Origin of the sequence: Vibrio sp. 14N.309.X.WAT.E.F5 (assembly GCF_030397615.1) — a bacterium.
In the GTDB taxonomy this organism is placed as follows: Bacteria; Pseudomonadota; Gammaproteobacteria; order Enterobacterales; family Vibrionaceae; genus Vibrio; species Vibrio lentus.
In genome coordinates this window covers 1-21,582 of sequence record NZ_JAPNXR010000020.1, presented here as the reverse complement: position 1 = coordinate 21,582, position 21,582 = coordinate 1, and the positions used below count along the sequence as shown (strand labels likewise).

The window sequence follows — 21,582 nt, the reverse complement described above, 5'->3', positions numbered from 1 at the left end:
TGCTGCTTGTAGGGATTAGTCTAGGAGAAAACAAATCCCAGATACAAAAAACCGAGCTCTACGCTCGGTTTTTTCTTTCATTTTACTGTTAGCACTAGGCTAGCAATCAATGATTAAGCAAGAAGCTCTTTCGCTGTGTTTACTACGTTTTCAGTAGTGAAACCGAACATCTTGAATAGCTCGCCTGCTGGCGCAGATTCGCCAAACGTTGTCATGCCGATGATCTTGCCACCGAAGCCAACGTACTTGTACCAGAAGTCAGCAATGCCAGCTTCAACAGCGATACGAGCTGTAACGTCAGATGGCAGTACAGACTCACGGTATTCAGCGTCTTGCTTGTCGAATGCGTCAGTTGCAGGCATAGAGACTACGCGTACTTTCTTGCCTTCAGCTGTTAGTTCAGCAGCAGCGCTAACCACTAGTTCAACTTCAGAACCTGTAGCGATAAGGATAAGCTCTGGTTTGCCTTCGCAATCTTTCAGGATGTAACCACCCTTAGCGATGTTTGCCACTTGCTCAGCGTCACGATCTTGTTGTGCAAGATTTTGACGAGAGAAGATAAGCGCAGAAGGGCCATCTTTGCGTTCGATTGCCAGTTTCCAAGCCACTGCAGACTCAACTTGGTCACATGGGCGCCATGTGCTCATGTTTGGAGTCAGACGTAGAGAAGCGATCTGCTCAACCGGTTGGTGAGTAGGACCATCTTCGCCAAGACCGATAGAGTCATGCGTGTAAACTTGAATGTTCTGAACTTTCATCAGAGCAGCCATACGCATCGCGTTACGAGCGTATTCCATGAACATTAGGAACGTTGCGCCGTATGGTACGAAACCACCGTGCAGAGCGATACCGTTCATGATTGCCGTCATACCGAATTCACGTACACCGTAGTGGATGTAGTTACCTGAGAAGTCGTTCGCTTCAAGCGACTTAGAACCAGACCACATAGTCAGGTTAGAAGGCGCAAGGTCAGCAGAGCCGCCCATGAATTCAGGTAGCATAGCACCGAACGCTTCTAGTGCATTTTGAGATGCTTTACGTGATGCGATGTTTGCTGGGTTAGCTTGAAGATCAGCAATGATTGCGTTTGCTTTCTCTTCCCATTCAGCTGGAAGCTCGCCGTTAGTACGACGTTTGAATTCTGCTGCTAGCTCTGGGTGAGCCGCTGCGTATGCGTCAAACTTAGCATTCCACGCTGCTTCTTTCGCTGCGCCTGCTTCTTTCGCATTCCACTCAGCTGCGATATCAGCTGGAATTTCGAAAGGACCGTGTTCCCAACCAAGTGCCGCTTTAGTTGCTGTGATTTCATCAGCACCTAGTGGAGCACCGTGACAGTCGTGCGTACCCGCTTTATTTGGTGAACCAAAGCCGATAATAGTCTTAGTACAGATAAGTGTTGGACGAGGATCCGCTTTAGCTGCTTCGATAGCCGCGTTGATAGCGTCAGCATCGTGACCATCAACTGCAGGGATTACGTGCCAGCCGTAAGCTTCAAAACGCTTAGGTGTATCGTCAGAGAACCAACCTTCAACTTCGCCATCGATAGAGATGCCGTTGTCATCCCAGAAAGCAACCAGCTTACCAAGACCTAGCGTACCGGCTAGAGAACATGCTTCGTGAGAGATACCTTCCATCAGACAGCCATCACCCATGAATGCATAAGTGAAGTGATCGACGATGTCGTGACCTTCTTTGTTGAACTGTGCAGCCAATGATTTTTCAGCCATCGCCATACCAACAGCGTTGGTGATGCCTTGACCTAAAGGACCCGTCGTTGTTTCGATACCAGGAGCGTAACCGTACTCTGGGTGACCTGGAGTCTTAGAGTGCAGTTGACGGAAGTTTTTCAGGTCTTCAATTGAAAGCTCGTAACCTGCAAGATGAAGCAGAGAGTAAATCAACATTGAACCATGGCCGTTAGACAGAATAAAACGGTCTCGGTCAGCCCACTCTGGGTTTGCTGGGTTGTGGTTCAAGTGACCACGCCAAAGAACTTCAGCGATGTCAGCCATACCCATAGGTGCGCCAGGGTGGCCTGAATTTGCTTGTTGAACGCCATCCATGCTAAGTGCGCGAATTGCATTGGCTAGATCTTTACGAGAAGGCATGTCTGCTCCTGAGTACATAAGCGATTTAAAAAAGAGATTGATGCTAAAGTTTTCATTTTTATTAGCGCGGGTATTCTCTCAAACGACTTTAGCGACTGCAAACGTTTTACTGGCATTTTAACGGTCACTTTTCGCAATTTTCGAACATTTACATCACTTAGCAATGCGTTATCTCGACCGATACGCAAACGTTTAGTTATGACATATCATAAAAAAGAGCTTGTAATTCGACCGCTGGAATTTAGAATAGCCGTCTAGATGTAGAAACACCTACAAAATATACTGTATTTAATGGCGGCGCTTCCTAGCTTGCGACGCCTAAAATTATTTGCATTTAACTATTTGCAACTAAAAACTAAACTAAAAGTGGAGCTCTCATGGCTAAGCACCTATTCACTTCTGAATCTGTTTCAGAAGGCCATCCAGATAAAATTGCAGACCAAATCTCTGATGCTGTTCTTGATGCCATCTTGGAGCAAGATCCAAAAGCACGTGTTGCTTGTGAGACTTACGTTAAAACCGGCATGGTTATGGTTGGCGGTGAAGTAACAACGTCTGCATGGGTTGATATCGAAGAAATCACTCGTGAAACAGTTCGTGAAATTGGTTACGTTCATTCTGATATGGGCTTTGACGCTGACTCTTGTGCAGTACTAAACACAATTGGTAAGCAGTCTCCAGACATCAACCAAGGTGTTGATAAAGCCGATCCTAAAGATCAAGGCGCAGGCGACCAAGGTATCATGTTTGGTTACGCGACTAACGAAACACCAATCCTAATGCCAGCTCCAATTACTTACTCTCACCTTCTTGTTAAGAAGCAAGCTGAAGTACGTAAGAGCGGCAAGCTTGACTTCCTTCGCCCAGATGCGAAATCTCAAGTTACATTCCAATACGACCAAGGTAAGATTGTTGGTATCGACGCAGTTGTTCTTTCAACTCAACACTGTGATTCAGTAACAACACCTGACCTACGTGAAGCGGTAATGGAAGAGATCATCAAGCCAGTACTTCCTGCTGAGTGGATCAACAAAGACACTAACTTCTTCATCAACCCAACCGGCCGTTTCGTAATCGGTGGCCCAATGGGTGACTGTGGTCTAACAGGTCGTAAGATCATCGTTGATACCTACGGCGGCGCAGCTCGTCACGGTGGCGGTGCATTCTCTGGTAAAGATCCATCAAAAGTTGACCGTTCTGCAGCTTACGCAGCTCGTTACGTTGCGAAAAACATCGTTGCAGCTGGTATGGCTGACCGTTGTGAGATTCAACTGTCTTACGCTATCGGTGTTGCAGATCCAACATCTATCATGGTTGAAACGTTTGGTACTGAGAAAGTAGCTCACGAAATCATCATTGAAGCCGTTCGTCAAAACTTCGACCTACGTCCATACGGTCTTCAAGAGATGCTGAACCTTCTTCAGCCTATCTACAAGAAGACTGCTGCATACGGCCACTTCGGTCGTGAAGAGTTCCCTTGGGAAGCGACTGACAAAGCAGCAATCCTTGCGGACTTCGCTGGCCTAAAATAATTTAGCCACTGCGATTTGTTTCTTTAAAGCCCTGACTGCTTAGTAAGGGCTTTATTTTTATGCACTTACCAAACCTTTCCTTACTAGACCACCCTGCCCAAGTCTTCTTTACCGTTAACCACTTAGTATAAAAACCCACCGATAATTTGTGTTTTCGAACACTACTGACAATAGTTAAGGTAACTCCTAGGCGATCAAGCTCACATTTAACTCAAAGTAATTCAGTCTGATAGCTCTCGTTAAATGCACGCTAGAACAATAACTGGGACGAAAAAGAGCATTTTAGCTCAACACCATAATCCTCATATGATCGCAATACTGAGCTTTATGGAACTATAACTAGGACGTTATTTAACTAGGGGGATATATGCCTCGTACTGTACACCCATCCGAACTGAACGATAAGAAACACAAGGTCAGCGATCAGGATTATGCTCGCACCATTCCTTGTAACCAAGTAAGCATATCCGCCCCATTCCATTGGTTGTCGCTTGCACTGCACGACTTAGTGAGAATGCCATTAATCAGCGCATTTTACGGTTTGTGCTTTATGGGTGCGGCCATCGCCATTGTTCAACTTGTCCAATGGCAAGGAACACATTTGGTCGTTATGCCAAGCTTGATTGTGTACATGCTAATAGGGCCGTTTCTTGCCCTAGGCTTGTATGACGCAGCCTGGGAAAGAGAAAAGGGGCACAACGCTAGCCTACTGCACTCGATGAAAGCCATCACACGGAACTCAACCCACCAATGGGCGTTTGCGATTGTATTAATGGTCGCGATGATATTCTGGATGCGTATCGCTGCATTATTGCACGCACTTTACCCTTCAGTACAAGGTGCACCATTGACCGAATTTGCTCCCTTCTTAATTACAGGGTCTGTGATTGGTTTTGTTATCGCTAGCCTGATATTTAGTATCTCAGCATTTTCAATTCCACTAATGATGGAGAGACGTGTAGATGTAATGAGTGCGATTTTTACTAGCTTCAACGCTGTTAAATCAAACATCCCTGCGATGGTCGTTTGGGCTGGTATCATTGGTACTGGTATCTTAGTCGGCTTCGCAACCTACGGTGTGGGGATGATTGTAACGATGCCATTACTTGGTTATGGAACATGGCATGCTTATCACGAAGTCATCAAAAAGAAACATCACGTTTAAATCGTTTAACGATCGATGAGCAATGTTATGATGAGGCCTTAGCTTAAACGCTGAGGCTTTTTTTGGAGTTAACAACGCTTGTCTTACACCCCGCAACAACATCGAGTAAATAAAAAACTGGGCGAATGCCTAGCTATTGCTAATCAACATTTTTCTCGTGAATTTCCGTGCCCAACCGTCACTTACAAGTTAAGAGGAAAGGCAGCGGGAAAAGCCTACCTCCAGTTAAACGAGATAAAACTCAACCAAGTGCTATTCAGCGAAAATGAAGATGCCTTTATTAACGAAGTCGTGCCTCATGAACTCGCACATCTGATCACACATCAGGTATTCGGACGAGTTAGGCCTCACGGTAATGAGTGGAAATACGTGATGGAAAAGGTATTCAATGTACCGGCCAAAACGACCCACAGCTTGGAGATAACCTCAGTGCGGGGCAAAACTTATGAGTATCGCTGTGATTGCACCACTTATCCCCTGTCGATAAGACGACACAACAAAGTCATCCGCAACCAATCAACGTATCGTTGCCAACAATGCCAGCAAACCTTAGCTTTTACCGGCCTTCAATTGAGCTAAGTCTTAAGCTCACAAGGTAACGCGAATAAATGTAATAGAGAGAACTAACATTTGAGTGCTAGACTGTTGTTTATCATACTTTCATCAGTCTTTCTCTATGCAAAAAAACACTCCAAAAGTATTTGGCCTATCGGTGTCCTTTTACCTATCAATAGTATTTAGCCTACTGGTAACCCAAAGCGTTTTCGCCGCTCCACCAAGTTCGTTCTCCAAAGCCAAAAAAGAAGCCGTGAAGATTTATCTCGATCACCCGACTTCATTTTATTGTGGTTGTGACATCACTTGGAAAGACAAAAAGAAAGGTATCCCCGACCTCGACGGCTGTGGTTATCAAGTAAGAAAACAGCAAAAGCGCGCTTCCCGTATTGAGTGGGAACACGTGGTTCCAGCTTGGCAATTCGGCCACCAGCGTCAGTGCTGGCAAGATGGCGGACGTAAGAACTGCACTCGCAATGACAAAATATTTAAATCGATGGAAGCCGACCTTCATAATCTAACTCCGGCAATTGGCGAGGTTAACGGTGATCGATCCAATTACAATTTCAGTCAGTGGAATGGAATGGATGGCGTGAGTTACGGTCAGTGTGAAATGCAGGTCAACTTCAAACAGCGTAAGGTTATGCCGCCAGACAGAGCAAAAGGTTCTATCGCGCGTACTTATCTTTATATGAGCCAAGAGTATGGTTTCAAACTATCTAAGCAGCAGACTAACCTGATGATGGCGTGGAACAAGCAATTCCCTGTCGATAAGTGGGAATGTACTCGTGATAAGCGAATCTATGCGATCCAAGGTAATCACAACCCATTTGTTTTCCCTGCTTGTAAATAACACGACTCAGGCAACCAACATCTCCAATTGCCTCCATCTCAAACAAGAGTTTCAGAATTGCCCCTGAAACTCTTGCTCTACCCTTGTTTTTTCAACTAAAAGCATCCATGTTAGGCAGAGACAAAATACCCAAATGACACTATTTATAGGTTTACCAGCATGAGAATCCCTCGTATCCATCACCCAGAACGCATTCATCAGTTAGGTTCACTCGCTTTAGGCGAAGATGCCGCGGGTCATGTTGGTCGAGTCCTTCGTATGAAAGAAGGCCAAGATGTTCTTCTATTTGATGGCAGTGGCGCTGAATTCCCTGCGACCATTGCTGAAGTATCAAAAAAGAACGTCACAGTTAATGTTACTGAACGTATAGAACGTAGCAGCGAATCTCCGTTAGACTTACATTTAGGCCAAGTGATTTCACGTGGCGATAAAATGGAATTCACGATTCAGAAATCGGTTGAGCTTGGTGTAAACACCATTACCCCACTGATTTCAGAGCGCTGTGGCGTTAAGCTTGATACTAAACGCTTCGAGAAAAAGCTCGCGCAGTGGCAAAAGATTGCTATCGCAGCATGTGAACAATCTGGTCGCAATACGGTTCCGGTTATTCGCCCAATCATGCAACTTGAAGAGTGGTGCAGCGAACCGAGTGAAGCGTTAAAGCTAAACCTGCATCCTCGTGCAAAATACTCAATTAACACCCTTCCAGAACCCATCAGTAAGGTGCGCCTATTGATCGGTCCTGAAGGCGGACTGTCAGCTGAAGAAATCGGTATGACAGAACAATACAAATTTGAAGAGACGCTACTCGGCCCACGTGTACTTCGTACAGAGACAGCAGCTCTAACCGCAATTACTGCCTTACAAGTCCGTTTTGGCGATCTAGGCTAGGAGAAAAAAATGATCAAACTTGGCATCGTAATGGATCCAATTTCATCCATTAACATCAAAAAAGACTCTAGCTTTGCCATGATGCTTGAAGCTCAGCGTCGTGGTTACGAAATCCATTATATGGAAATGGATGATCTACATTTAGATCAAGGCGTAGCCATTGCTGACACTAAGGTTGTTGAACTAAAAGAAGATCCAAACGGTTGGTACGAGTTCAAATCAGAACAGACTATCGCGCTATCCGATTTAGATGCGGTACTGATGCGTAAAGATCCTCCGTTTGATACAGAGTACATCTACGCAACTTACATTCTTGAGCGTGCTGAAGAGAACGGCGCACTGATCGTAAACAAGCCACAAAGCTTACGTGACTGTAACGAGAAGCTATTCACGGCTTGGTTCCCTGAACTGACACCAACCACCATCGTGACTCGTAAAGCTGAAAAAATTAAAGCGTTCCGAGAAGAACACGGTGACGTGATTCTAAAACCACTTGATGGTATGGGCGGCGCGTCTATCTTCCGAGTGAAAGAGGGCGATCCAAACGTATCAGTGATCATTGAAACACTGACTAACCACGGTCAAAACTACGCAATGGCACAAACCTTTGTTCCAGACATCAGCAATGGTGATAAGCGTATTCTTGTGGTTGACGGCGAACCAATGCCTTACTGCCTAGCGCGTATTCCGGCAAAAGGGGAAACTCGAGGTAACCTTGCTGCTGGCGGTACAGGTGAAGCTCGTCCTCTAAGTGAAACAGACTGGGCTATCGCAAGGGCAGTTGCTCCTGCACTGAAAGAGAAAGGCTTAATCTTTGTTGGGCTTGATGTTATCGGCGACAAGCTGACTGAAATCAACGTGACAAGCCCTACTTGTATCCGTGAAATTGAAGCTGCTTTTGATATTTCGGTAACGGGTAAATTAATGGATGCAATCGAGCGTCGCGTTAACGCTAAATAGCCTAAACTAAAGAAAGCCTTAGCTATTCGAAAACACAAAAATATCTAGGCAAAGAACAATGAGCGGCTTTACGCCGCTCTTTTTCCTTTACTGGGAACACACTGGCAGGAGGCTCTATGAATTTAACGAACCACTTTCTGGTCGCTATGCCCGGAATGAAAGATCCATACTTTCAGAATTCGGTGATCTATCTTTGTGAGCACAATGACGAAGGTGCGATGGGTTTGATGATCAACGCTCCTATCGATGTCACTGTCGGCAGCATGCTTAAGCAAGTTGAGGTTGATTCTGAACAGCCAAAACCCAACCAAGCAAGCCTTGATAAGCCAGTACTTAATGGTGGGCCAGTCGCAGAAGACCGTGGGTTTATTTTGCACAAACCCAAAGGCAGTTATCAATCCAGCATCAACATGACGGATCAAATCTCGGTAACAACCTCGAAAGATATTCTGATGGTGTTAGGGACAGAAGATGAACCTATGCATTATCTGGTCGCGCTTGGTTATGCAGGATGGGAACCAGGACAACTGGAAACCGAGCTGACTGAAAACTCATGGCTAACCGTTGAAGCCGATCCAAAGGTTATCTTCAACACGCCAATTTCGGATCGCTGGAAAGTTGCCGTACAAATGTTAGGTATCAATGCAGCTCAGCTTTCAGCAGACGCAGGCCACGCCTAGCCCGACTCAGCTCAATAAATAAATAAACACTCTCAAACACAGATTAATTTGGAAGCCCCATGTCACGAACAATTATGGCATTTGACTACGGTACAAAAAGTATCGGCAGTGCGATAGGACAAGAGATCACAGGTACAGCAAGCCCTTTGAAAGCCTTTAAAGCGAAAGATGGCATCCCAAACTGGGACGACATCGAGAAGCAAATTAAGGAGTGGCAGCCGAATCTTATCGTGGTTGGTCTGCCTACCGATCTTCACGGTAAAGACCTAGCAACCATTACACCCAGAGCGAAGAAATTCGCTAACCGTCTTAAGGGACGCTTTGGTGTGGATGTTGAATTGCATGATGAGAGACTTTCTACGACAGAAGCAAGGGCCGACCTTTTTGAAATGGGTGGCTATAAAGCACTAAGCAAAGGCAATGTCGATAACCAGTCTGCAGTCGTCATTTTAGAGAGCTGGTTTGAAGCACAATATTCATAACGAAAAATAAGTGAGCAAAATGTAATCTAACTTGTGATCCCACTCGAATTTCACATCGTAATGTCGATGCAATTCAAAAATAAGAACGTGGGAGTTCACATGAAAATTTTTCTAGCAATCTTCGCCGCTCTAGCAATATCAGCATGTAGTTCAATGGGTGGTGGCTCAGCGGGTTACACTGGCGAACAATATCCGACTAAAATTAAATTAGAAAAAGAACGCGGTTACTCGAACGATAACAACAGCTTTGCAAACCACTAATTTACTCGCTTCACAAAAAACCCGCTTCTAGAGCGGGTTTTTTATTGGTTTTAAGATTAAGCACTAAGCACTAAGCACTAAGCACTAAGCACTAAGCACTGAATCTACCCCATATCAATCTTAACGCCAGACAAAGCGCCAGTCCCGTAGTCATCATCGCCACGTCTGGTTTTCAACATCAAGCGCAAGTCATTGGCTGAATCTGCACTGTGGAACGCATCCTCTTCGCTAATCTTGCCAGCAACGACTAAATCATACAAAGCTTGGTCAAAGGTCTGCATCCCAATCTCTTTCGATTTCGCCATCGTTGCTTTTAGCTCATGTAACTCACCACGGCGAATCAAGTCAGACACTCGTGGGCTGTTGAGTAGAATCTCAAACACACCATGACGACCGCTGCCATTCTTATCTCGGATTAATTGCTGAGCAACTACACCACGTAGATTCATCGACAGATCAAACAAGAACTGCTCTTTCTGCTCTTTCGGCACCAAATGGAGAATACGTTCTAACGCTTGGTTAGCGTTATTGGCGTGCAGTGTAGCCATACACAAATGACCCGTTTCAGCAAAGGTCATCGCGTATTCCATGGTTTCACGGCTACGGATTTCGCCAATCAAAATCATATCAGGTGCTTGGCGCAAAGAGTTCTTAAGCGCAACTTCGTAACTCTCGGTGTCTAGCCCAACCTCACGTTGAGTCACGATGCACTTTTTATGTTCGTGAACGAATTCAATCGGGTCTTCAACCGTCAAAATATGCCCTGAGCGGTTGGTATTACGATAGCCCGTCATTGCGGCCATCGAGGTTGATTTACCAGAACCTGTTGCACCAACCACCAGCACAAGTCCACGCTTTGCAATTGACAGGTCTTGCAGTACATCAGGAAGCTTTAATTGCTCAAAGGTTGGGATGTTAGTTTCGATACGTCGAATGACCGCTCCAGGTAGTTCTCGCTGAAAAAACGCACTGACACGAAAACGACCAAAATCACGCACAATGGCAAAGTTAGCCTCACGCGTTTGCTGATATTCATCGCGTCGGTCTTGATCCATCATCGCATCAAGAAGCTGAGATACTTGAGCCGCATTCAGCTTATCTCCTTGAGGTCGCAGTTCACCATCCACACGAAACAGGATTGGAGCATCTACAGTGATATAAAGATCCGAAGCCTTTTGAGAAAGCATCCCCTCAAGGATTTGATTCAATTCCATTTTGTTCACCTTGATTAAAACATTGAGGTTTCAATTTCGATCTTTTTCTCGACCTCTTCTGAATCAACCAGGCCTTGAGCCATCAACTGCTTCGCATTTTGCTCCATGGTCTGCATACCATGTGCCGCGCCCGTTTGAATTATCGAATACATCTGCGCGACCTTGTCTTCACGGATCAAGTTTCTAATCGCAGGTGTCGCCATCATGATTTCATGACAAGCCACACGACCACCACCGACACGCTTTAACAGCTTCTGGGCGATCACCGAACGTAACGATTCAGACAACATTGAACGCACCATATCTTTGTCGCTACCCGGGAATACATCGATAATACGGTCGATAGTTTTTGCCGCAGAGCTCGTGTGCAAGGTACCAAACACTAAGTGACCAGTTTCAGCTGCGGTTAGCGCTAAGCTGATCGTCTCTTGGTCACGAAGCTCACCAACAAGGATAACGTCTGGATCTTCACGTAACGCACTGCGCAGCGCAGCTTTGAAGCTGTGAGTGTCGCGGTGCACTTCTCGTTGGTTGATTAAGCATTTGTTGTTGGTATGAACAAATTCGATCGGGTCTTCAATCGTCAAGATATGCTTATTATGGTTTCGGTTAACGTAATCCACCATCGCAGCCAAAGTTGTCGACTTACCCGAACCCGTCGGCCCTGTCACCAAGACTAAACCTTTCTCGTAATTAGATATTCTTTCAAAGATCTCTGGTGCCCCTAGCTGTTCAAGGGTAGGAATCTCTACTGGAATGGTGCGAAACACAGCAGAGCAGCCACGAGATTGGTTAAAAGCATTAACACGGAATCGACCAACGTTGGGTAATTCAAAAGAGAAGTCGACTTCCAGTTTTTCTTCAAACTCACCGCGTTGTGAATCACTCATGATCTCAAAAACCAAACGATGCACATCAGCATGACTCAAAGCTGGTATTCCAAGCTTCCTTACTTCACCATCTATACGTACCATTGGAGATACACCCGCAGAAAGATGTAGATCTGACGCGTTATGCTTTACACTAAAATCTAGTAACTCAGTGATATCCATTTATTTTCCCTTAAGTAAAGTCAGCTATGAGTAGTATTCAACAAAATATCGAACAAATCACCTCACAGATTCGTAGTGCTGAGCAAAAGTGCGGACGAGCTCCAGAGTCCGTGCAACTTTTAGCCGTCAGTAAAACTAAACCTATTGATGCGATTCTAGAAGCCGCACTCGGAGGCCAAGTTGCCTTTGGTGAAAACTATGTTCAAGAAGGTGTCGATAAAGTAAAACACTTTTCAGAACAACATTCTAACCTAAATTTAGAATGGCATTTTATTGGCCCAATTCAATCCAATAAAACCCGCCCTATCGCTGAAAGCTTCCAATGGGTGCATTCTGTCGATCGCGATAAAATCGCGCAAAGGCTTAATGATCAACGACCAAACGAGCTTCCACCTCTACAAGTACTCATTCAAGTGAACACGAGTGGTGAAGATTCGAAATCAGGAACGTCAGAAGAGACAGTTTTTGCACTTGCAGAGTTGATTTCGTCGCTCCCTAACCTCACCTTAAGAGGATTGATGTCGATTCCTGCAAACGTATCTGACTATCAATCTCAGCTTAATGCATTTTCTCAACTGGCGGATCTTAAAGGCAAGCTAGCTGTGAAGTATCCAAACATAGATACCCTTTCGATGGGTATGAGTGGTGATATGGATGCAGCAGTTGAGGCCGGTAGCACAATGGTTCGTATTGGAACGGCTATCTTCGGTGCTCGTGATTACGCGAAATAACGACGGCAAGCAGCAAAAAATAGCTACAGCAAGCAACGAAAAATACAGTATTGATACCGCTTCGCTTTAACCGCGCAGCGACACGCTCAGGATTTTATATATGGAACATAAGAACATCGCCTTTATTGGGGCGGGAAATATGGTTCGCTCGATTGTAGCGGGCTTAGTGGCGAGTGGTTACCCAGCGCAAAAGATTACTGCAACAGCGCCTTCAGACACCAGAAGGCTACCGTTAGAGCAAGAGTACGGCATCAATACCACCAGCGATAATATTGCCGCAGCAGAACAAGCTGACGTTGTAGTGCTATCCGTGAAGCCACAAATGATGGCTGATGTATGCAAACCCTTACAAAACATCGATTTTAGCAACAAACTGGTTATCTCGATTGCAGCGGGTATTAATGCGAATCGACTCAATGAGATGTTAAACTGCCAGCTAAACCTTGTACGTGTTATGCCAAACACGCCATCACTGCTTGGTAAGGGGATGAGCGGTCTTTATGCTGACTCAACGGTTAGTCAGGGCGATAAAGAGTTCGCTTCTCAGCTAATGCAAGCCGTAGGTGAAGTAAGCTGGGTTGAACAAGAGTCTGGCATCAACAACATCATTGCAGCTGCAGGTAGCGCTCCGGCATACTTCTTCCTGTTTATGGAAGCGATGCAAGCTGAAGCTATCAACCAAGGTTTTGACCAAGAAACCGCTCGTAAACTAGTGCAGCAGTCTGCATTAGGTGCGGCAGAAATGGTGGTTGCGAATCCAAATACTGAGTTATCTACTCTACGTGAACAGGTGACTTCAAAAGGCGGTACAACCGCGGAAGCACTGCGCACGTTTAACGAACATCAACTGTCAGATATCGTAGCAAAAGCCATGCAAGCGGCGGTTGCTCGAGCTGAAGAGATGGAAAAACTGTTTTAATACTAGTTACAGTACAAAAGCATTGTGTCGTTCGGGTTATACCTAAGCGGCAAGTAAATCCGAAAAAGGAAACAATATGAATTCGATGAGCTTTCTGATCTCGACCGTTTTTGATCTTTACATCATGGTTGTGATCTTGCGTATCTGGCTACAAGCATCACGTGCAGATTTCTACAACCCATTCTCACAATTTATCGTAAAAGCGACACAACCGGTTGTTGCCCCACTACGCCGAGTAATTCCATCAATAGGCAGCCTTGACCTTGCGACGGTTGTATTCGCTTATGTGCTGTGTGTACTTAAGTTCGTCGCTCTAAACTTGATTATCTCTGGCGGTGCAGCTGTATTTGATATTAGCTTCCTGATCTTTGGCGCACTATCTCTACTCAAAGCGGCCGGTGGCTTGATTTTCTGGGTTCTACTAATCCGTGCAATCCTGAGCTGGGTTAGCCAAGGCCGTAGCCCAATCGAATACGTATTCCACCAGTTAACAGAACCAATGCTAATTCCAATTCGTCGTATCCTTCCTGATATGGGTGGCTTCGATCTAAGTGTGCTGGTTCTGTTCATTGTTCTGCAATTTGCGAACTTCCTAATGGGCGACATGATCGGTCCTATTTGGTATCAGCTATAATTCAAGTACGAACCTCAGGTACTTTGACGATGCCAAAAGCAGTTTGGGCCGAAGAAGACGATATTCTTCTTCGGCTCTATATCCAACCCAAGGCAAGCCGCGATAAAATCGTTGGCTTACACGGAGAGGAACTGAAAATTGCCATTACTGCACCACCGGTTGATGGCAAAGCAAATGCTCACTTAGCGAAATACCTTGCGAAACAATTTAAGGTCGCGAAAGGGCAAATTAATATAGAAAAGGGAGAGCTCGGTCGGCATAAGCAAGTTCGAATATGCTCACCAAGCCAGATCCCAACTGAAGTCAAAGCCATCCTATGATGGCTTTTTGCTATTTATTGGAGTCATTATGCGTCTATGGATAACAGCACTACTCACCGCTCTGATTGCCCTACCAAGCTCGGCAGGACAGTTTAAAAGTATCAAGGATGTCGAGGTTCATTACTCGGCTTTCAATTCCACGTTTTTAACTGCGCAGGTCGCTAAGCAATATAAGCTGAAACGAAACGGATACTCAGCGATTCTAAATATCAGCGTGCTAGACAACGCTTCTCTAGGCAAGCCTGCAACAACGGCTAAAATTACGGGAACAGCACGAAACCTAGTAGGCAATACTCGTACGCTTAACTTCCGTGAAATAAAGGAAGGTGATGCGATTTATTACCTTGCTGAGTTCCCTATCACTCACGAAGAGAACATCACTTTTGATATTGATGTTAACGCAGGTTTGAAAGGCACTGGACCACTGCGTTTCACACAAAAATTCTATATAGAAGAGTAGCTTCAAAGATCACATTTCTAGTCATTAACTTATTAGAGCCACATCCCCATGAGTAAGATTGTTTTAGCAACAGGCAACCAAGGCAAAGTTCGCGAGATGGCAGATATTCTGTCTGAGTTTGGTTTCGACGTTGTCGCGCAAAGTGAATTTAACGTTTCAGAAGTCGCTGAAACGGGAACGACTTTCATTGAAAATGCCATCATCAAAGCTCGCCACGCTGCGAAAGAAACAGGGCTGCCAGCCATTGCTGACGATTCTGGCTTAGAAGTTGATTACCTTAATGGTGCACCCGGTATCTACTCAGCGCGTTACTCAGGTGAAGGGGCGACTGATAAGCAAAACATCGAAAAGCTGTTAGATGCTATGCAAGGTGTCGACGTTGAAAAACGCACAGCTCGTTTTCACTGTGTATTGGTACTAATGCGTCACGAAAACGATCCGACTCCATTAGTATGTCACGGTAAATGGGAAGGTCGCATTCTGACTGAAGAACACGGTGAGAATGGCTTTGGCTATGATCCTGTATTCTTTGTACCAGAAGATAACTGCGCCTCAGCAGAGCTTGAATCGTCACGTAAGAAGCAACTGTCACACCGTGGTAAAGCCCTCGCGTCATTATTCAAGACTCTCAAGGAGCAAGCTCTGTAATGCACAATGCAGCGCTAATACCACCCGCACTCAGCCTCTATGTTCACATTCCATGGTGTGTACAAAAGTGTCCGTATTGTGATTTTAACTCTCATGCTCTAAAAGCCGAGATTCCTGAAAAAGAGTATATAGATGCTCTGCTTGAGGATCTCGATACCGATATCGAAAAATACCAACTCAATGGCGCACCTCGCCCATTGCATTCGATCTTTATTGGTGGCGGCACACCGAGTCTATTTTCTCCAGAAGGAATAGGTCGATTGCTGCAAGGCATTGAACAACGCATCCCGTTCAAGCCTGAAATAGAAATCACCATGGAAGCTAATCCGGGAACTATCGAAGCTGAGCGTTTTGCTGGTTACCAAAAAGCAGGTATAACTCGAATCTCGGTGGGTGTACAAAGTTTTGAGCAAGAGAAACTGGAAAGGCTTGGGCGTATTCATGGTCAAGATGAAGCGGTCAACGCAGCTCACTTAGCACATAAAATTGGATTAAATAGCTTCAACCTAGATCTAATGCACGGCTTACCCGATCAAAGCATTGATCAGGCCTTGGCTGATTTGGACAAAGCAATCGAGCTTAATCCTCCACATTTATCTTGGTATCAGCTAACAATAGAACCTAACACCATGTTCTATTACAAAACGCCAAAGCTGCCTGACGATGATGACCTTTGGGATATCTTCGACTTAGGCCATAAGAAGCTCGCAGACGCAGGTTATGTACAGTACGAAATTTCAGGCTACAGCAAGCCGGGATATCAGTGTCAGCATAATCTCAACTACTGGCGCTTTGGTGACTACCTAGGTATTGGCTGTGGCTCTCATGGCAAGCTGAGCTTTGCAGATGGACGAATTGTTCGCACCACTAAGGTTAAACACCCTAGAGGCTACCTAGCCGCGTATCAGAATCTGGTGAAACCCTATCTGTCGGATGAACTTGAAGTACCTAATGACGACCGCCCTTTCGAGTTCTTCATGAACCGCTTCAGGCTAATGGAAGCGTGTCCAAAACAAGACTTCATTGATACGACTGGGTTAGAGTTTAATTCGATTCAGCCAACGATAGAATGGGCTAAAGAGCTCGGTTATCTTAATGAAACTGACAGCCATTGGCAGATCACTGAAAAAGGAAAACTCTTCTTAAACGATTTGCTTGAAGCCTTTATGGCAGAAGAAGACGAATAGTTCGAACGCTAGAATACAAAAAGCCTCTCATCACGAGAGGCTTTTTGTCGAACTTAGAACTTAGAACTTAGAACTTAGAACTTAGAAAATAGAACGACCAATACGCTCAGAGAGCAATTCTAAAGCCTGAGTTCCCGCTAGTGAATTACCCGACGCGTCCAGTTCCGGAGACCACACCGCGATCGTCATTTCGCCAGGAACAATCGCAATAATCCCACCGCCAACACCCGATTTACCCGGCATACCAACACGATAGGCAAACTCTCCCGCCCCATCGTACAAACCACATGTCGCAAGCAAAGCATTCAGCTGTTTGGTTTGAACTGGCGTGATGATCTCTTTCTTGGTTTGAACCGACACGCCTTTGTTCGCCAAATAGCTAAAGGTTTTCGCCAAGTCCACACAGGTCATTTTAAGCGCACAAGCATGAAAGTAATTGTTGAGTACGGGAATAACATCGTTCTCAAAATTACCAAATGAACGCATCAAATAAGCGATAGCCGCATTACGATCGCTGTGCATCATCTCAGAAGCCGCCACAACCTTGTCATACACGATATGTGTATCACCTGATAGCTGACGGACAAATTCTAATAGACGGTGTCTTGGTGCTGATAGACGGCTTTGTAATAAGTCGGCAACTACAATAGCGCCAGCATTAATAAACGGATTACGAGGAATGCCGTGTTCCATCTCAAGCTGAATCATCGAGTTAAAGGCTTGTCCTGAAGGCTCCTTCCCAACGCGTTGCCAAATTTCTTCCGGCTTATACAACACCATTGCTAGCGTCAGGCTCAGAGCTTTCGAAATAGATTGCACTGAGAATGCTTCATCAGCATCGCCAGCTTGAATAACTTCACCTTCATTGGTGTATACCGCAATCGCCAGTTTCTGGTTCGATACGCGAGCCAATGCAGGAATATAGTCAGCGACCTTTCCCTGACCAATTAAGGGACGAACTTCGTCTAAAATCTCGGCTAAAATAGCTTGAGTTGGTTTCATGTGAGCTTACTTCTTATTGTTATTTTTGTAGGGGTGTGACATTCAGTTTTGTCCTTAAACTTCTAATTTGATAAAAGCCTAAGGACAAAAAAGCCAACACTACAATAATGTTGGCTTTTATCAATCCCATAAAATGTAAGGTTAAGATCTTAATCCGATCTCACCTTCATTTTTTATTCAGAATTACTTAGTACGCTTGAACTTAATGTCCCAAACACCGTGACCTAAACGGTGGCCACGAGCTTCAAACTTAGTCAGTGGACGCTCGTCTGGACGAGGAATGTAATCACCATCTTCAGCGATATTCTCGAAACCTGGAGCGACGTTCATCACTTCAATCATATGTTCTGCGTAGTTTTCCCAATCTGTTGCCATATGGAAAATACCAGTATCAAGTTGCAGCTTACCGCGAACCATCTCAGCAAACTCAGCCTTAACAATACGACGTTTGTGGTGACGAGCTTTATGCCATGGGTCAGGGAAGAACAGTTGCAGTGTATGCAGGCTGCTGTCTGGGATCATGTGTTCAAATACTTCTACTGCATCGTGACACATTACACGCAGGTTAGTTACGCCAGCATCGCGAGCTGTACCTAAACACGCACCAACACCTGGGCTATGAACTTCAATACCTAAGAAGTTTTTCTCAGGCGCATTCTTTGCCATTTCAACCAGTGATGCACCCATACCGAAGCCAATTTCTAGTACAACAGGGTTGTCGTTGCCAAACACTTCTTTCCAATTAAGAAGTTCTGGGTTGTAGTCGATACCCATTGTTGGCCAACATTCGTTCATCGCGTTTTCTTGGCCTTTTGTTAAGCGGCCTTCGCGGCGAACAAAACTACGGATCTTACGAACCAGTTTGCCGTCTTCAGTATATTCGTTAGTGGTCACTTCACTCATTGATTTTTGCCTGCACATTGATTAATCAAAGCGGGGATTATCCAAAGAATTGCCTCCGGTGCAAGTCTTTCCGTGGATAAATTCCCACACAATTTGTCTGTTTTACATCCAACCGTAAGTGTGGTGCAATTTCACTCCTAATAATAGCAAAGCATAGAGCATGTCGTGACTCCTTTCGCAACCGCCATATTAAAGTGGTATGACGCCTTTGGGCGTAAAGAATTACCTTGGCAACAAAACAAAACCGCCTACACCGTTTGGCTATCTGAAATCATGCTTCAGCAGACTCAAGTCGCCACGGTGATTCCATACTACCAGCGCTTCTTAGAACGCTTTCCAACGGTTATTGACCTAGCGAACGCCGAGCAAGACGAGGTACTTCACTTATGGACAGGGCTTGGCTATTACGCGCGAGCTCGTAACTTGCATAAGGCAGCCAAAATTGTTGCCGAGCAATACGGTGGTGAATTTCCGCTTTCTATCGAAGAAATGAACGCGCTACCGGGTATTGGACGCTCTACTGCCGCTGCAGTGCTGTCCTCCGTGCATAAACTCCCTCATGCGATTCTTGATGGCAACGTCAAGCGTACCTTAGCGAGAAGCTTCGCAGTAGAAGGTTGGCCGGGGCAAAAGAAAGTCGAGAACCAGCTTTGGGAGCACGCAGAAGCACACACTCCCAATCAAGATGTCGATAAGTACAATCAAGCCATGATGGATATGGGTGCGATGGTTTGTACCCGTAGCAAGCCTAAATGTACCTTATGCCCGATTGAAAGCATGTGTGAAGCTAAGAAGCTCGATAAACAGCTCGATTTCCCTGGCAAGAAGCCAAAGAAAGAAAAGCCAATAAAAGAAACATGGTTTGTGATTCTATACCACGATAATCAAGTATGGCTCGAACAACGCCCTCAGTCTGGTATCTGGGGAGGACTGTTCTGTTTCCCTCAAAATGAAAACGCAGAGATCGAACATCAATTAGATCTTCGTTCGATCAAAGACAATGAAACCGATTCGATCAAGACCATGATTGCGTTTCGACATACTTTCAGCCACTACCACTTAGATATCACACCTGTATTAGTAAAATTAGATAAACAACCAGATTTGATAATGGAAGGGACTAAAGGTCTCTGGTATAACTTATCAAAACCGGAAGAAATTGGCTTAGCTGCTCCTGTAAAGCAGCTTATTGAGAGCCTACCCTTTGAACTGAACGACGACGTTTGAATCAACGAACGCGATAAGAGGAACCACTATGAGCCGCACTGTATTTTGTGCTCGCCTTCAAAAAGATGCTGAAGGCCTAGATTTTCAACTTTACCCAGGTGACTTAGGTAAGCGTATCTTTGACAACATCTCTAAAGAAGCTTGGGGACAATGGCAAAGCAAGCAAACCATGCTTATCAATGAGAAAAAGCTAAACATGATGGATCCTGAACATCGTAAACTTCTTGAAACTGAGATGGTTAACTTCCTTTTTGAAGGTAAAGATGTCGTTATTGATGGCTACACTCCACCAAGCGAATAAGACATTTATTTAAGCAAATTTTAATGACATCATGGTTAACGCTGCGATGTCATTTTTGTATGAGGAACTATGAAAAAGCTAAGTTACTTCCTAACAGCCATGTTGTTAACTGGGTGCAGTCGTGAATTTGTCGAAAGCATTTATGATGTTAATTACGAACCAACCAACCGATTTGTAAGTAATTTAGCGGAGCTACCCGGTCAATTTGAAAAAGACACAGGGGCGTTAGATTCTTTAATTAATAGCTTTTCTGGCAACATCCAAAAACGTTGGGGCAGCAGTGAAGTAAAGATGGCGGGCAAGAGTAAGTATGTGAAATACATAGATAATTACTTGAGTCGTTCAGAAGTAAACTTTAGCCAAGGTCTAATTACAGTTGAAACCGTATCCTCAACTGATCCTAAAAAACACCTCAAAAATGCAATAATGACGACACTTTTAACGCCAGATGATCCTGCAAATGTCGATCTATTCTCTTCCAAAAGCATCAAGTTAGAAGGTCAACCTTTCCTATATAACCAAGTCGTTGATCAGGATAAGAAGCCAATCCAATGGACATGGCGTGCTAACAAATTTGCTGATTACCTGATCGCCAATAACCTAAAAACCAAGGAAGTCGACTTTAAAAAAGCGTATTACGTCGAAATTCCAATGGTGGCCGATCACGCCAGCAAACGAAGCTATAAGTACGCAGATATCGTTCGTCGCGCATCTCAACGTTATGACATTCCTGAAGACTTGATTTACGCAATCATCAAAACAGAAAGCAGTTTCAATCCATACGCCGTGAGCTGGGCGAATGCTTATGGTCTTATGCAGGTGGTCCCAAAAACGGCAGGCCGAGATGTCTTTAAGCTCGTCAAAAAGAAACCTGGAGAACCAAGTCCTGAGTACTTATTCAATCCAGAAAACAACATAGATGCTGGTACTGCGTACTTTTACATCCTTAAAAATCGTTATTTGAAGGACGTGCAGCACCCAACCACACTCGAATACAGCATGATATCAGCATACAACGGTGGCACTGGTGGGGTACTCAATACCTTCAGTAAGGACAGAAAGCGGGCAATGCGTGACTTAAACTCATTGCAACCTAGTCAAGCTTACTGGGCACTTACAAAGAAACACCCAAACAAAGAGTCGCGTCGATACTTAGAAAAAGTAACAAAATTCAAGAAAGATTTTAACCAAGGTAAAACGTAAGCCTCACTTTTGAATAAAAAAACAACTAACGAACGTTTTTTTTAATTATTTTCAAAAAAGGTGTTGACGGTTATGCAGAAAATCCGTTTAATAGCGCTCCGTTGCCCGGATAGCTCAGTCGGTAGAGCAGAGGATTGAAAATCCTCGTGTCGGTGGTTCGATTCCGCCTCCGGGCACCACAATTTGATTTGTTGGTGTCATTACTCTTTAACAGGGAGTAGCAACACGAACAAAAGCATAAAGAATTTAGTGTGCCGACTTAGCTCAGTAGGTAGAGCAACTGACTTGTAATCA

Annotated in this window: 24 protein-coding genes and 1 tRNA gene; 20 read left to right on the top strand and 5 right to left on the bottom strand. The window is 44.8% G+C overall.

Translation table 11 applies throughout. From position 1 onward, the window contains the following. Positions 1 to 113 precede the first annotated feature (113 nt). Positions 114 to 2,108 carry a transketolase gene (gene tkt, locus OW495_RS18350; protein ID WP_289887689.1) on the bottom strand — a complete coding sequence of 665 codons (1,995 nt, stop codon included), beginning with the start codon at positions 2,106 to 2,108 and terminating at the stop codon, positions 114 to 116. Between the two features lie 377 nt (positions 2,109 to 2,485). On the opposite strand from tkt, the gene metK reads away from it, so the two are divergent. From metK to OW495_RS18305, 9 genes are all read left to right on the top strand, one after another. Further along, on the top strand, positions 2,486 to 3,640 hold the full coding sequence (metK, locus tag OW495_RS18345; RefSeq protein WP_004735487.1) for a methionine adenosyltransferase: 1,155 nt from the start codon (positions 2,486 to 2,488) through the stop codon (positions 3,638 to 3,640). 367 nt (positions 3,641 to 4,007) lie between these two features. Beyond that, positions 4,008 to 4,805 (top strand): DUF2189 domain-containing protein, encoded by a 798-nt coding sequence (locus OW495_RS18340; protein WP_017105107.1) that lies wholly within the window; start codon positions 4,008 to 4,010, stop codon positions 4,803 to 4,805. Positions 4,806 to 4,883: 78 nt separating this feature from the next. Then, the gene (locus OW495_RS18335) at positions 4,884 to 5,384 is read left to right on the top strand and encodes a SprT family zinc-dependent metalloprotease (protein WP_289887685.1); all 501 of its coding nucleotides are present in this window, start codon (positions 4,884 to 4,886) and stop codon (positions 5,382 to 5,384) included. Positions 5,385 to 5,481: 97 nt separating this feature from the next. Beyond that, positions 5,482 to 6,213: an endonuclease gene (locus OW495_RS18330; protein WP_289887684.1), complete on the top strand. Its 732-nt coding sequence runs from the start codon at positions 5,482 to 5,484 to the stop codon at positions 6,211 to 6,213. A gap of 159 nt (positions 6,214 to 6,372) precedes the next feature. Further along, positions 6,373 to 7,104: a 16S rRNA (uracil(1498)-N(3))-methyltransferase gene (gene rsmE, locus OW495_RS18325; RefSeq protein WP_017077778.1), complete on the top strand. Its 732-nt coding sequence runs from the start codon at positions 6,373 to 6,375 to the stop codon at positions 7,102 to 7,104. A 9-nt stretch (positions 7,105 to 7,113) separates the two neighbouring features. Further along, complete coding sequence (gshB, locus tag OW495_RS18320) at positions 7,114 to 8,064, top strand: glutathione synthase (protein WP_004735482.1); 951 nt, start codon at positions 7,114 to 7,116, stop codon at positions 8,062 to 8,064. Positions 8,065 to 8,180: 116 nt separating this feature from the next. After that, positions 8,181 to 8,744 (top strand): YqgE/AlgH family protein, encoded by a 564-nt coding sequence (locus OW495_RS18315; protein WP_017105103.1) that lies wholly within the window; start codon positions 8,181 to 8,183, stop codon positions 8,742 to 8,744. A 59-nt stretch (positions 8,745 to 8,803) separates the two neighbouring features. Continuing rightward, positions 8,804 to 9,226, top strand: coding sequence for a Holliday junction resolvase RuvX (gene ruvX, locus OW495_RS18310; RefSeq protein WP_017062240.1), 423 nt, complete (start codon positions 8,804 to 8,806; stop codon positions 9,224 to 9,226). A gap of 99 nt (positions 9,227 to 9,325) precedes the next feature. After that, positions 9,326 to 9,487 carry a hypothetical protein gene (locus OW495_RS18305; RefSeq protein ID WP_170960663.1) on the top strand — a complete coding sequence of 54 codons (162 nt, stop codon included), beginning with the start codon at positions 9,326 to 9,328 and terminating at the stop codon, positions 9,485 to 9,487. Between the two features lie 104 nt (positions 9,488 to 9,591). Here the strand turns inward: OW495_RS18305 and OW495_RS18300 are convergent, their stop codons facing one another. Together OW495_RS18300 and OW495_RS18295 are read right to left on the bottom strand one after the other, a co-directional pair. Then, complete coding sequence (locus OW495_RS18300) at positions 9,592 to 10,701, bottom strand: PilT/PilU family type 4a pilus ATPase (RefSeq protein WP_102286228.1); 1,110 nt, start codon at positions 10,699 to 10,701, stop codon at positions 9,592 to 9,594. A gap of 14 nt (positions 10,702 to 10,715) precedes the next feature. Continuing rightward, positions 10,716 to 11,753 carry a type IV pilus twitching motility protein PilT gene (locus OW495_RS18295; protein ID WP_004735478.1) on the bottom strand — a complete coding sequence of 346 codons (1,038 nt, stop codon included), beginning with the start codon at positions 11,751 to 11,753 and terminating at the stop codon, positions 10,716 to 10,718. A 26-nt stretch (positions 11,754 to 11,779) separates the two neighbouring features. Between OW495_RS18295 and OW495_RS18290 the strand changes: the two genes are divergently transcribed. The 7 genes from OW495_RS18290 to hemW all read left to right on the top strand — a co-directional run bounded on the left by OW495_RS18290 (position 11,780) and on the right by hemW (position 16,652). Beyond that, positions 11,780 to 12,484 carry a YggS family pyridoxal phosphate-dependent enzyme gene (locus OW495_RS18290; protein WP_065110764.1) on the top strand — a complete coding sequence of 235 codons (705 nt, stop codon included), beginning with the start codon at positions 11,780 to 11,782 and terminating at the stop codon, positions 12,482 to 12,484. Positions 12,485 to 12,584: 100 nt separating this feature from the next. After that, the gene (gene proC, locus OW495_RS18285) at positions 12,585 to 13,403 is read left to right on the top strand and encodes a pyrroline-5-carboxylate reductase (RefSeq protein ID WP_289887683.1); all 819 of its coding nucleotides are present in this window, start codon (positions 12,585 to 12,587) and stop codon (positions 13,401 to 13,403) included. Between the two features lie 76 nt (positions 13,404 to 13,479). Then, positions 13,480 to 14,037, top strand: a complete 558-nt coding sequence (locus OW495_RS18280; RefSeq protein ID WP_017085771.1) for a YggT family protein — start codon at positions 13,480 to 13,482, stop codon at positions 14,035 to 14,037. Positions 14,038 to 14,066: 29 nt separating this feature from the next. Next, complete coding sequence (gene yggU / locus OW495_RS18275) at positions 14,067 to 14,357, top strand: DUF167 family protein YggU (RefSeq protein WP_289887682.1); 291 nt, start codon at positions 14,067 to 14,069, stop codon at positions 14,355 to 14,357. Positions 14,358 to 14,385: 28 nt separating this feature from the next. Next, positions 14,386 to 14,817 (top strand): DUF4426 domain-containing protein, encoded by a 432-nt coding sequence (locus OW495_RS18270; RefSeq protein WP_017103296.1) that lies wholly within the window; start codon positions 14,386 to 14,388, stop codon positions 14,815 to 14,817. 48 nt (positions 14,818 to 14,865) lie between these two features. Further along, on the top strand, positions 14,866 to 15,465 hold the full coding sequence (locus tag OW495_RS18265; protein ID WP_017080776.1) for an XTP/dITP diphosphatase: 600 nt from the start codon (positions 14,866 to 14,868) through the stop codon (positions 15,463 to 15,465). Further along, on the top strand, positions 15,465 to 16,652 hold the full coding sequence (gene hemW, locus OW495_RS18260; protein ID WP_289887681.1) for a radical SAM family heme chaperone HemW: 1,188 nt from the start codon (positions 15,465 to 15,467) through the stop codon (positions 16,650 to 16,652). Before OW495_RS18265 ends, hemW begins: the two co-directional genes overlap by 1 nt. 81 nt (positions 16,653 to 16,733) lie before the next feature. On the opposite strand, the gene glsB is transcribed toward hemW, so the two are convergent. Together glsB and trmB are read right to left on the bottom strand one after the other, a co-directional pair. Then, positions 16,734 to 17,654 carry a glutaminase B gene (gene glsB / locus OW495_RS18255; RefSeq protein ID WP_009847707.1) on the bottom strand — a complete coding sequence of 307 codons (921 nt, stop codon included), beginning with the start codon at positions 17,652 to 17,654 and terminating at the stop codon, positions 16,734 to 16,736. A 183-nt stretch (positions 17,655 to 17,837) separates the two neighbouring features. Then, entirely contained in the window at positions 17,838 to 18,557 is a 720-nt protein-coding gene (trmB, locus tag OW495_RS18250) for a tRNA (guanosine(46)-N7)-methyltransferase TrmB (protein ID WP_004735468.1), read from the bottom strand. Positions 18,558 to 18,722: 165 nt separating this feature from the next. Here trmB and mutY point away from each other — a divergent pair, with 165 nt between their 5' ends. The 4 genes from mutY (at position 18,723) to OW495_RS18230 (ending at position 21,467) form a co-directional block, all read left to right on the top strand. Continuing rightward, the gene (mutY, locus tag OW495_RS18245; protein ID WP_017084370.1) at positions 18,723 to 19,784 is read left to right on the top strand and encodes an A/G-specific adenine glycosylase; all 1,062 of its coding nucleotides are present in this window, start codon (positions 18,723 to 18,725) and stop codon (positions 19,782 to 19,784) included. Positions 19,785 to 19,812: 28 nt separating this feature from the next. Beyond that, a complete protein-coding gene (locus OW495_RS18240) occupies positions 19,813 to 20,085 on the top strand; it encodes an oxidative damage protection protein (protein WP_004735465.1) in 273 nt (90 codons plus the stop codon). Between the two features lie 69 nt (positions 20,086 to 20,154). Beyond that, entirely contained in the window at positions 20,155 to 21,288 is a 1,134-nt protein-coding gene (gene mltC, locus OW495_RS18235) for a membrane-bound lytic murein transglycosylase MltC (protein WP_289887680.1), read from the top strand. Between the two features lie 103 nt (positions 21,289 to 21,391). Continuing rightward, positions 21,392 to 21,467, top strand: a tRNA-Phe gene (locus OW495_RS18230). Positions 21,468 to 21,582 lie beyond the last annotated feature (115 nt).

Coding starts and splice junctions, on each gene's coding strand:
- tkt (WP_289887689.1), bottom strand. CDS start 2,108: ATGCCTTCTCGTAAAGATCTAGCCAATGCAATTCGCGCACTTAGCATG.
- metK (WP_004735487.1), top strand. CDS start 2,486: ATGGCTAAGCACCTATTCACTTCTGAATCTGTTTCAGAAGGCCATCCA.
- OW495_RS18340 (WP_017105107.1), top strand. CDS start 4,008: ATGCCTCGTACTGTACACCCATCCGAACTGAACGATAAGAAACACAAG.
- OW495_RS18330 (WP_289887684.1), top strand. CDS start 5,482: ATGCAAAAAAACACTCCAAAAGTATTTGGCCTATCGGTGTCCTTTTAC.
- rsmE (WP_017077778.1), top strand. CDS start 6,373: ATGAGAATCCCTCGTATCCATCACCCAGAACGCATTCATCAGTTAGGT.
- gshB (WP_004735482.1), top strand. CDS start 7,114: ATGATCAAACTTGGCATCGTAATGGATCCAATTTCATCCATTAACATC.
- OW495_RS18315 (WP_017105103.1), top strand. CDS start 8,181: ATGAATTTAACGAACCACTTTCTGGTCGCTATGCCCGGAATGAAAGAT.
- ruvX (WP_017062240.1), top strand. CDS start 8,804: ATGTCACGAACAATTATGGCATTTGACTACGGTACAAAAAGTATCGGC.
- OW495_RS18305 (WP_170960663.1), top strand. CDS start 9,326: ATGAAAATTTTTCTAGCAATCTTCGCCGCTCTAGCAATATCAGCATGT.
- OW495_RS18300 (WP_102286228.1), bottom strand. CDS start 10,701: ATGGAATTGAATCAAATCCTTGAGGGGATGCTTTCTCAAAAGGCTTCG.
- OW495_RS18295 (WP_004735478.1), bottom strand. CDS start 11,753: ATGGATATCACTGAGTTACTAGATTTTAGTGTAAAGCATAACGCGTCA.
- OW495_RS18290 (WP_065110764.1), top strand. CDS start 11,780: ATGAGTAGTATTCAACAAAATATCGAACAAATCACCTCACAGATTCGT.
- proC (WP_289887683.1), top strand. CDS start 12,585: ATGGAACATAAGAACATCGCCTTTATTGGGGCGGGAAATATGGTTCGC.
- OW495_RS18280 (WP_017085771.1), top strand. CDS start 13,480: ATGAATTCGATGAGCTTTCTGATCTCGACCGTTTTTGATCTTTACATC.
- yggU (WP_289887682.1), top strand. CDS start 14,067: ATGCCAAAAGCAGTTTGGGCCGAAGAAGACGATATTCTTCTTCGGCTC.
- OW495_RS18270 (WP_017103296.1), top strand. CDS start 14,386: ATGCGTCTATGGATAACAGCACTACTCACCGCTCTGATTGCCCTACCA.
- OW495_RS18265 (WP_017080776.1), top strand. CDS start 14,866: ATGAGTAAGATTGTTTTAGCAACAGGCAACCAAGGCAAAGTTCGCGAG.
- hemW (WP_289887681.1), top strand. CDS start 15,465: ATGCACAATGCAGCGCTAATACCACCCGCACTCAGCCTCTATGTTCAC.
- glsB (WP_009847707.1), bottom strand. CDS start 17,654: ATGAAACCAACTCAAGCTATTTTAGCCGAGATTTTAGACGAAGTTCGT.
- trmB (WP_004735468.1), bottom strand. CDS start 18,557: ATGAGTGAAGTGACCACTAACGAATATACTGAAGACGGCAAACTGGTT.
- OW495_RS18240 (WP_004735465.1), top strand. CDS start 19,813: ATGAGCCGCACTGTATTTTGTGCTCGCCTTCAAAAAGATGCTGAAGGC.
- mltC (WP_289887680.1), top strand. CDS start 20,155: ATGAAAAAGCTAAGTTACTTCCTAACAGCCATGTTGTTAACTGGGTGC.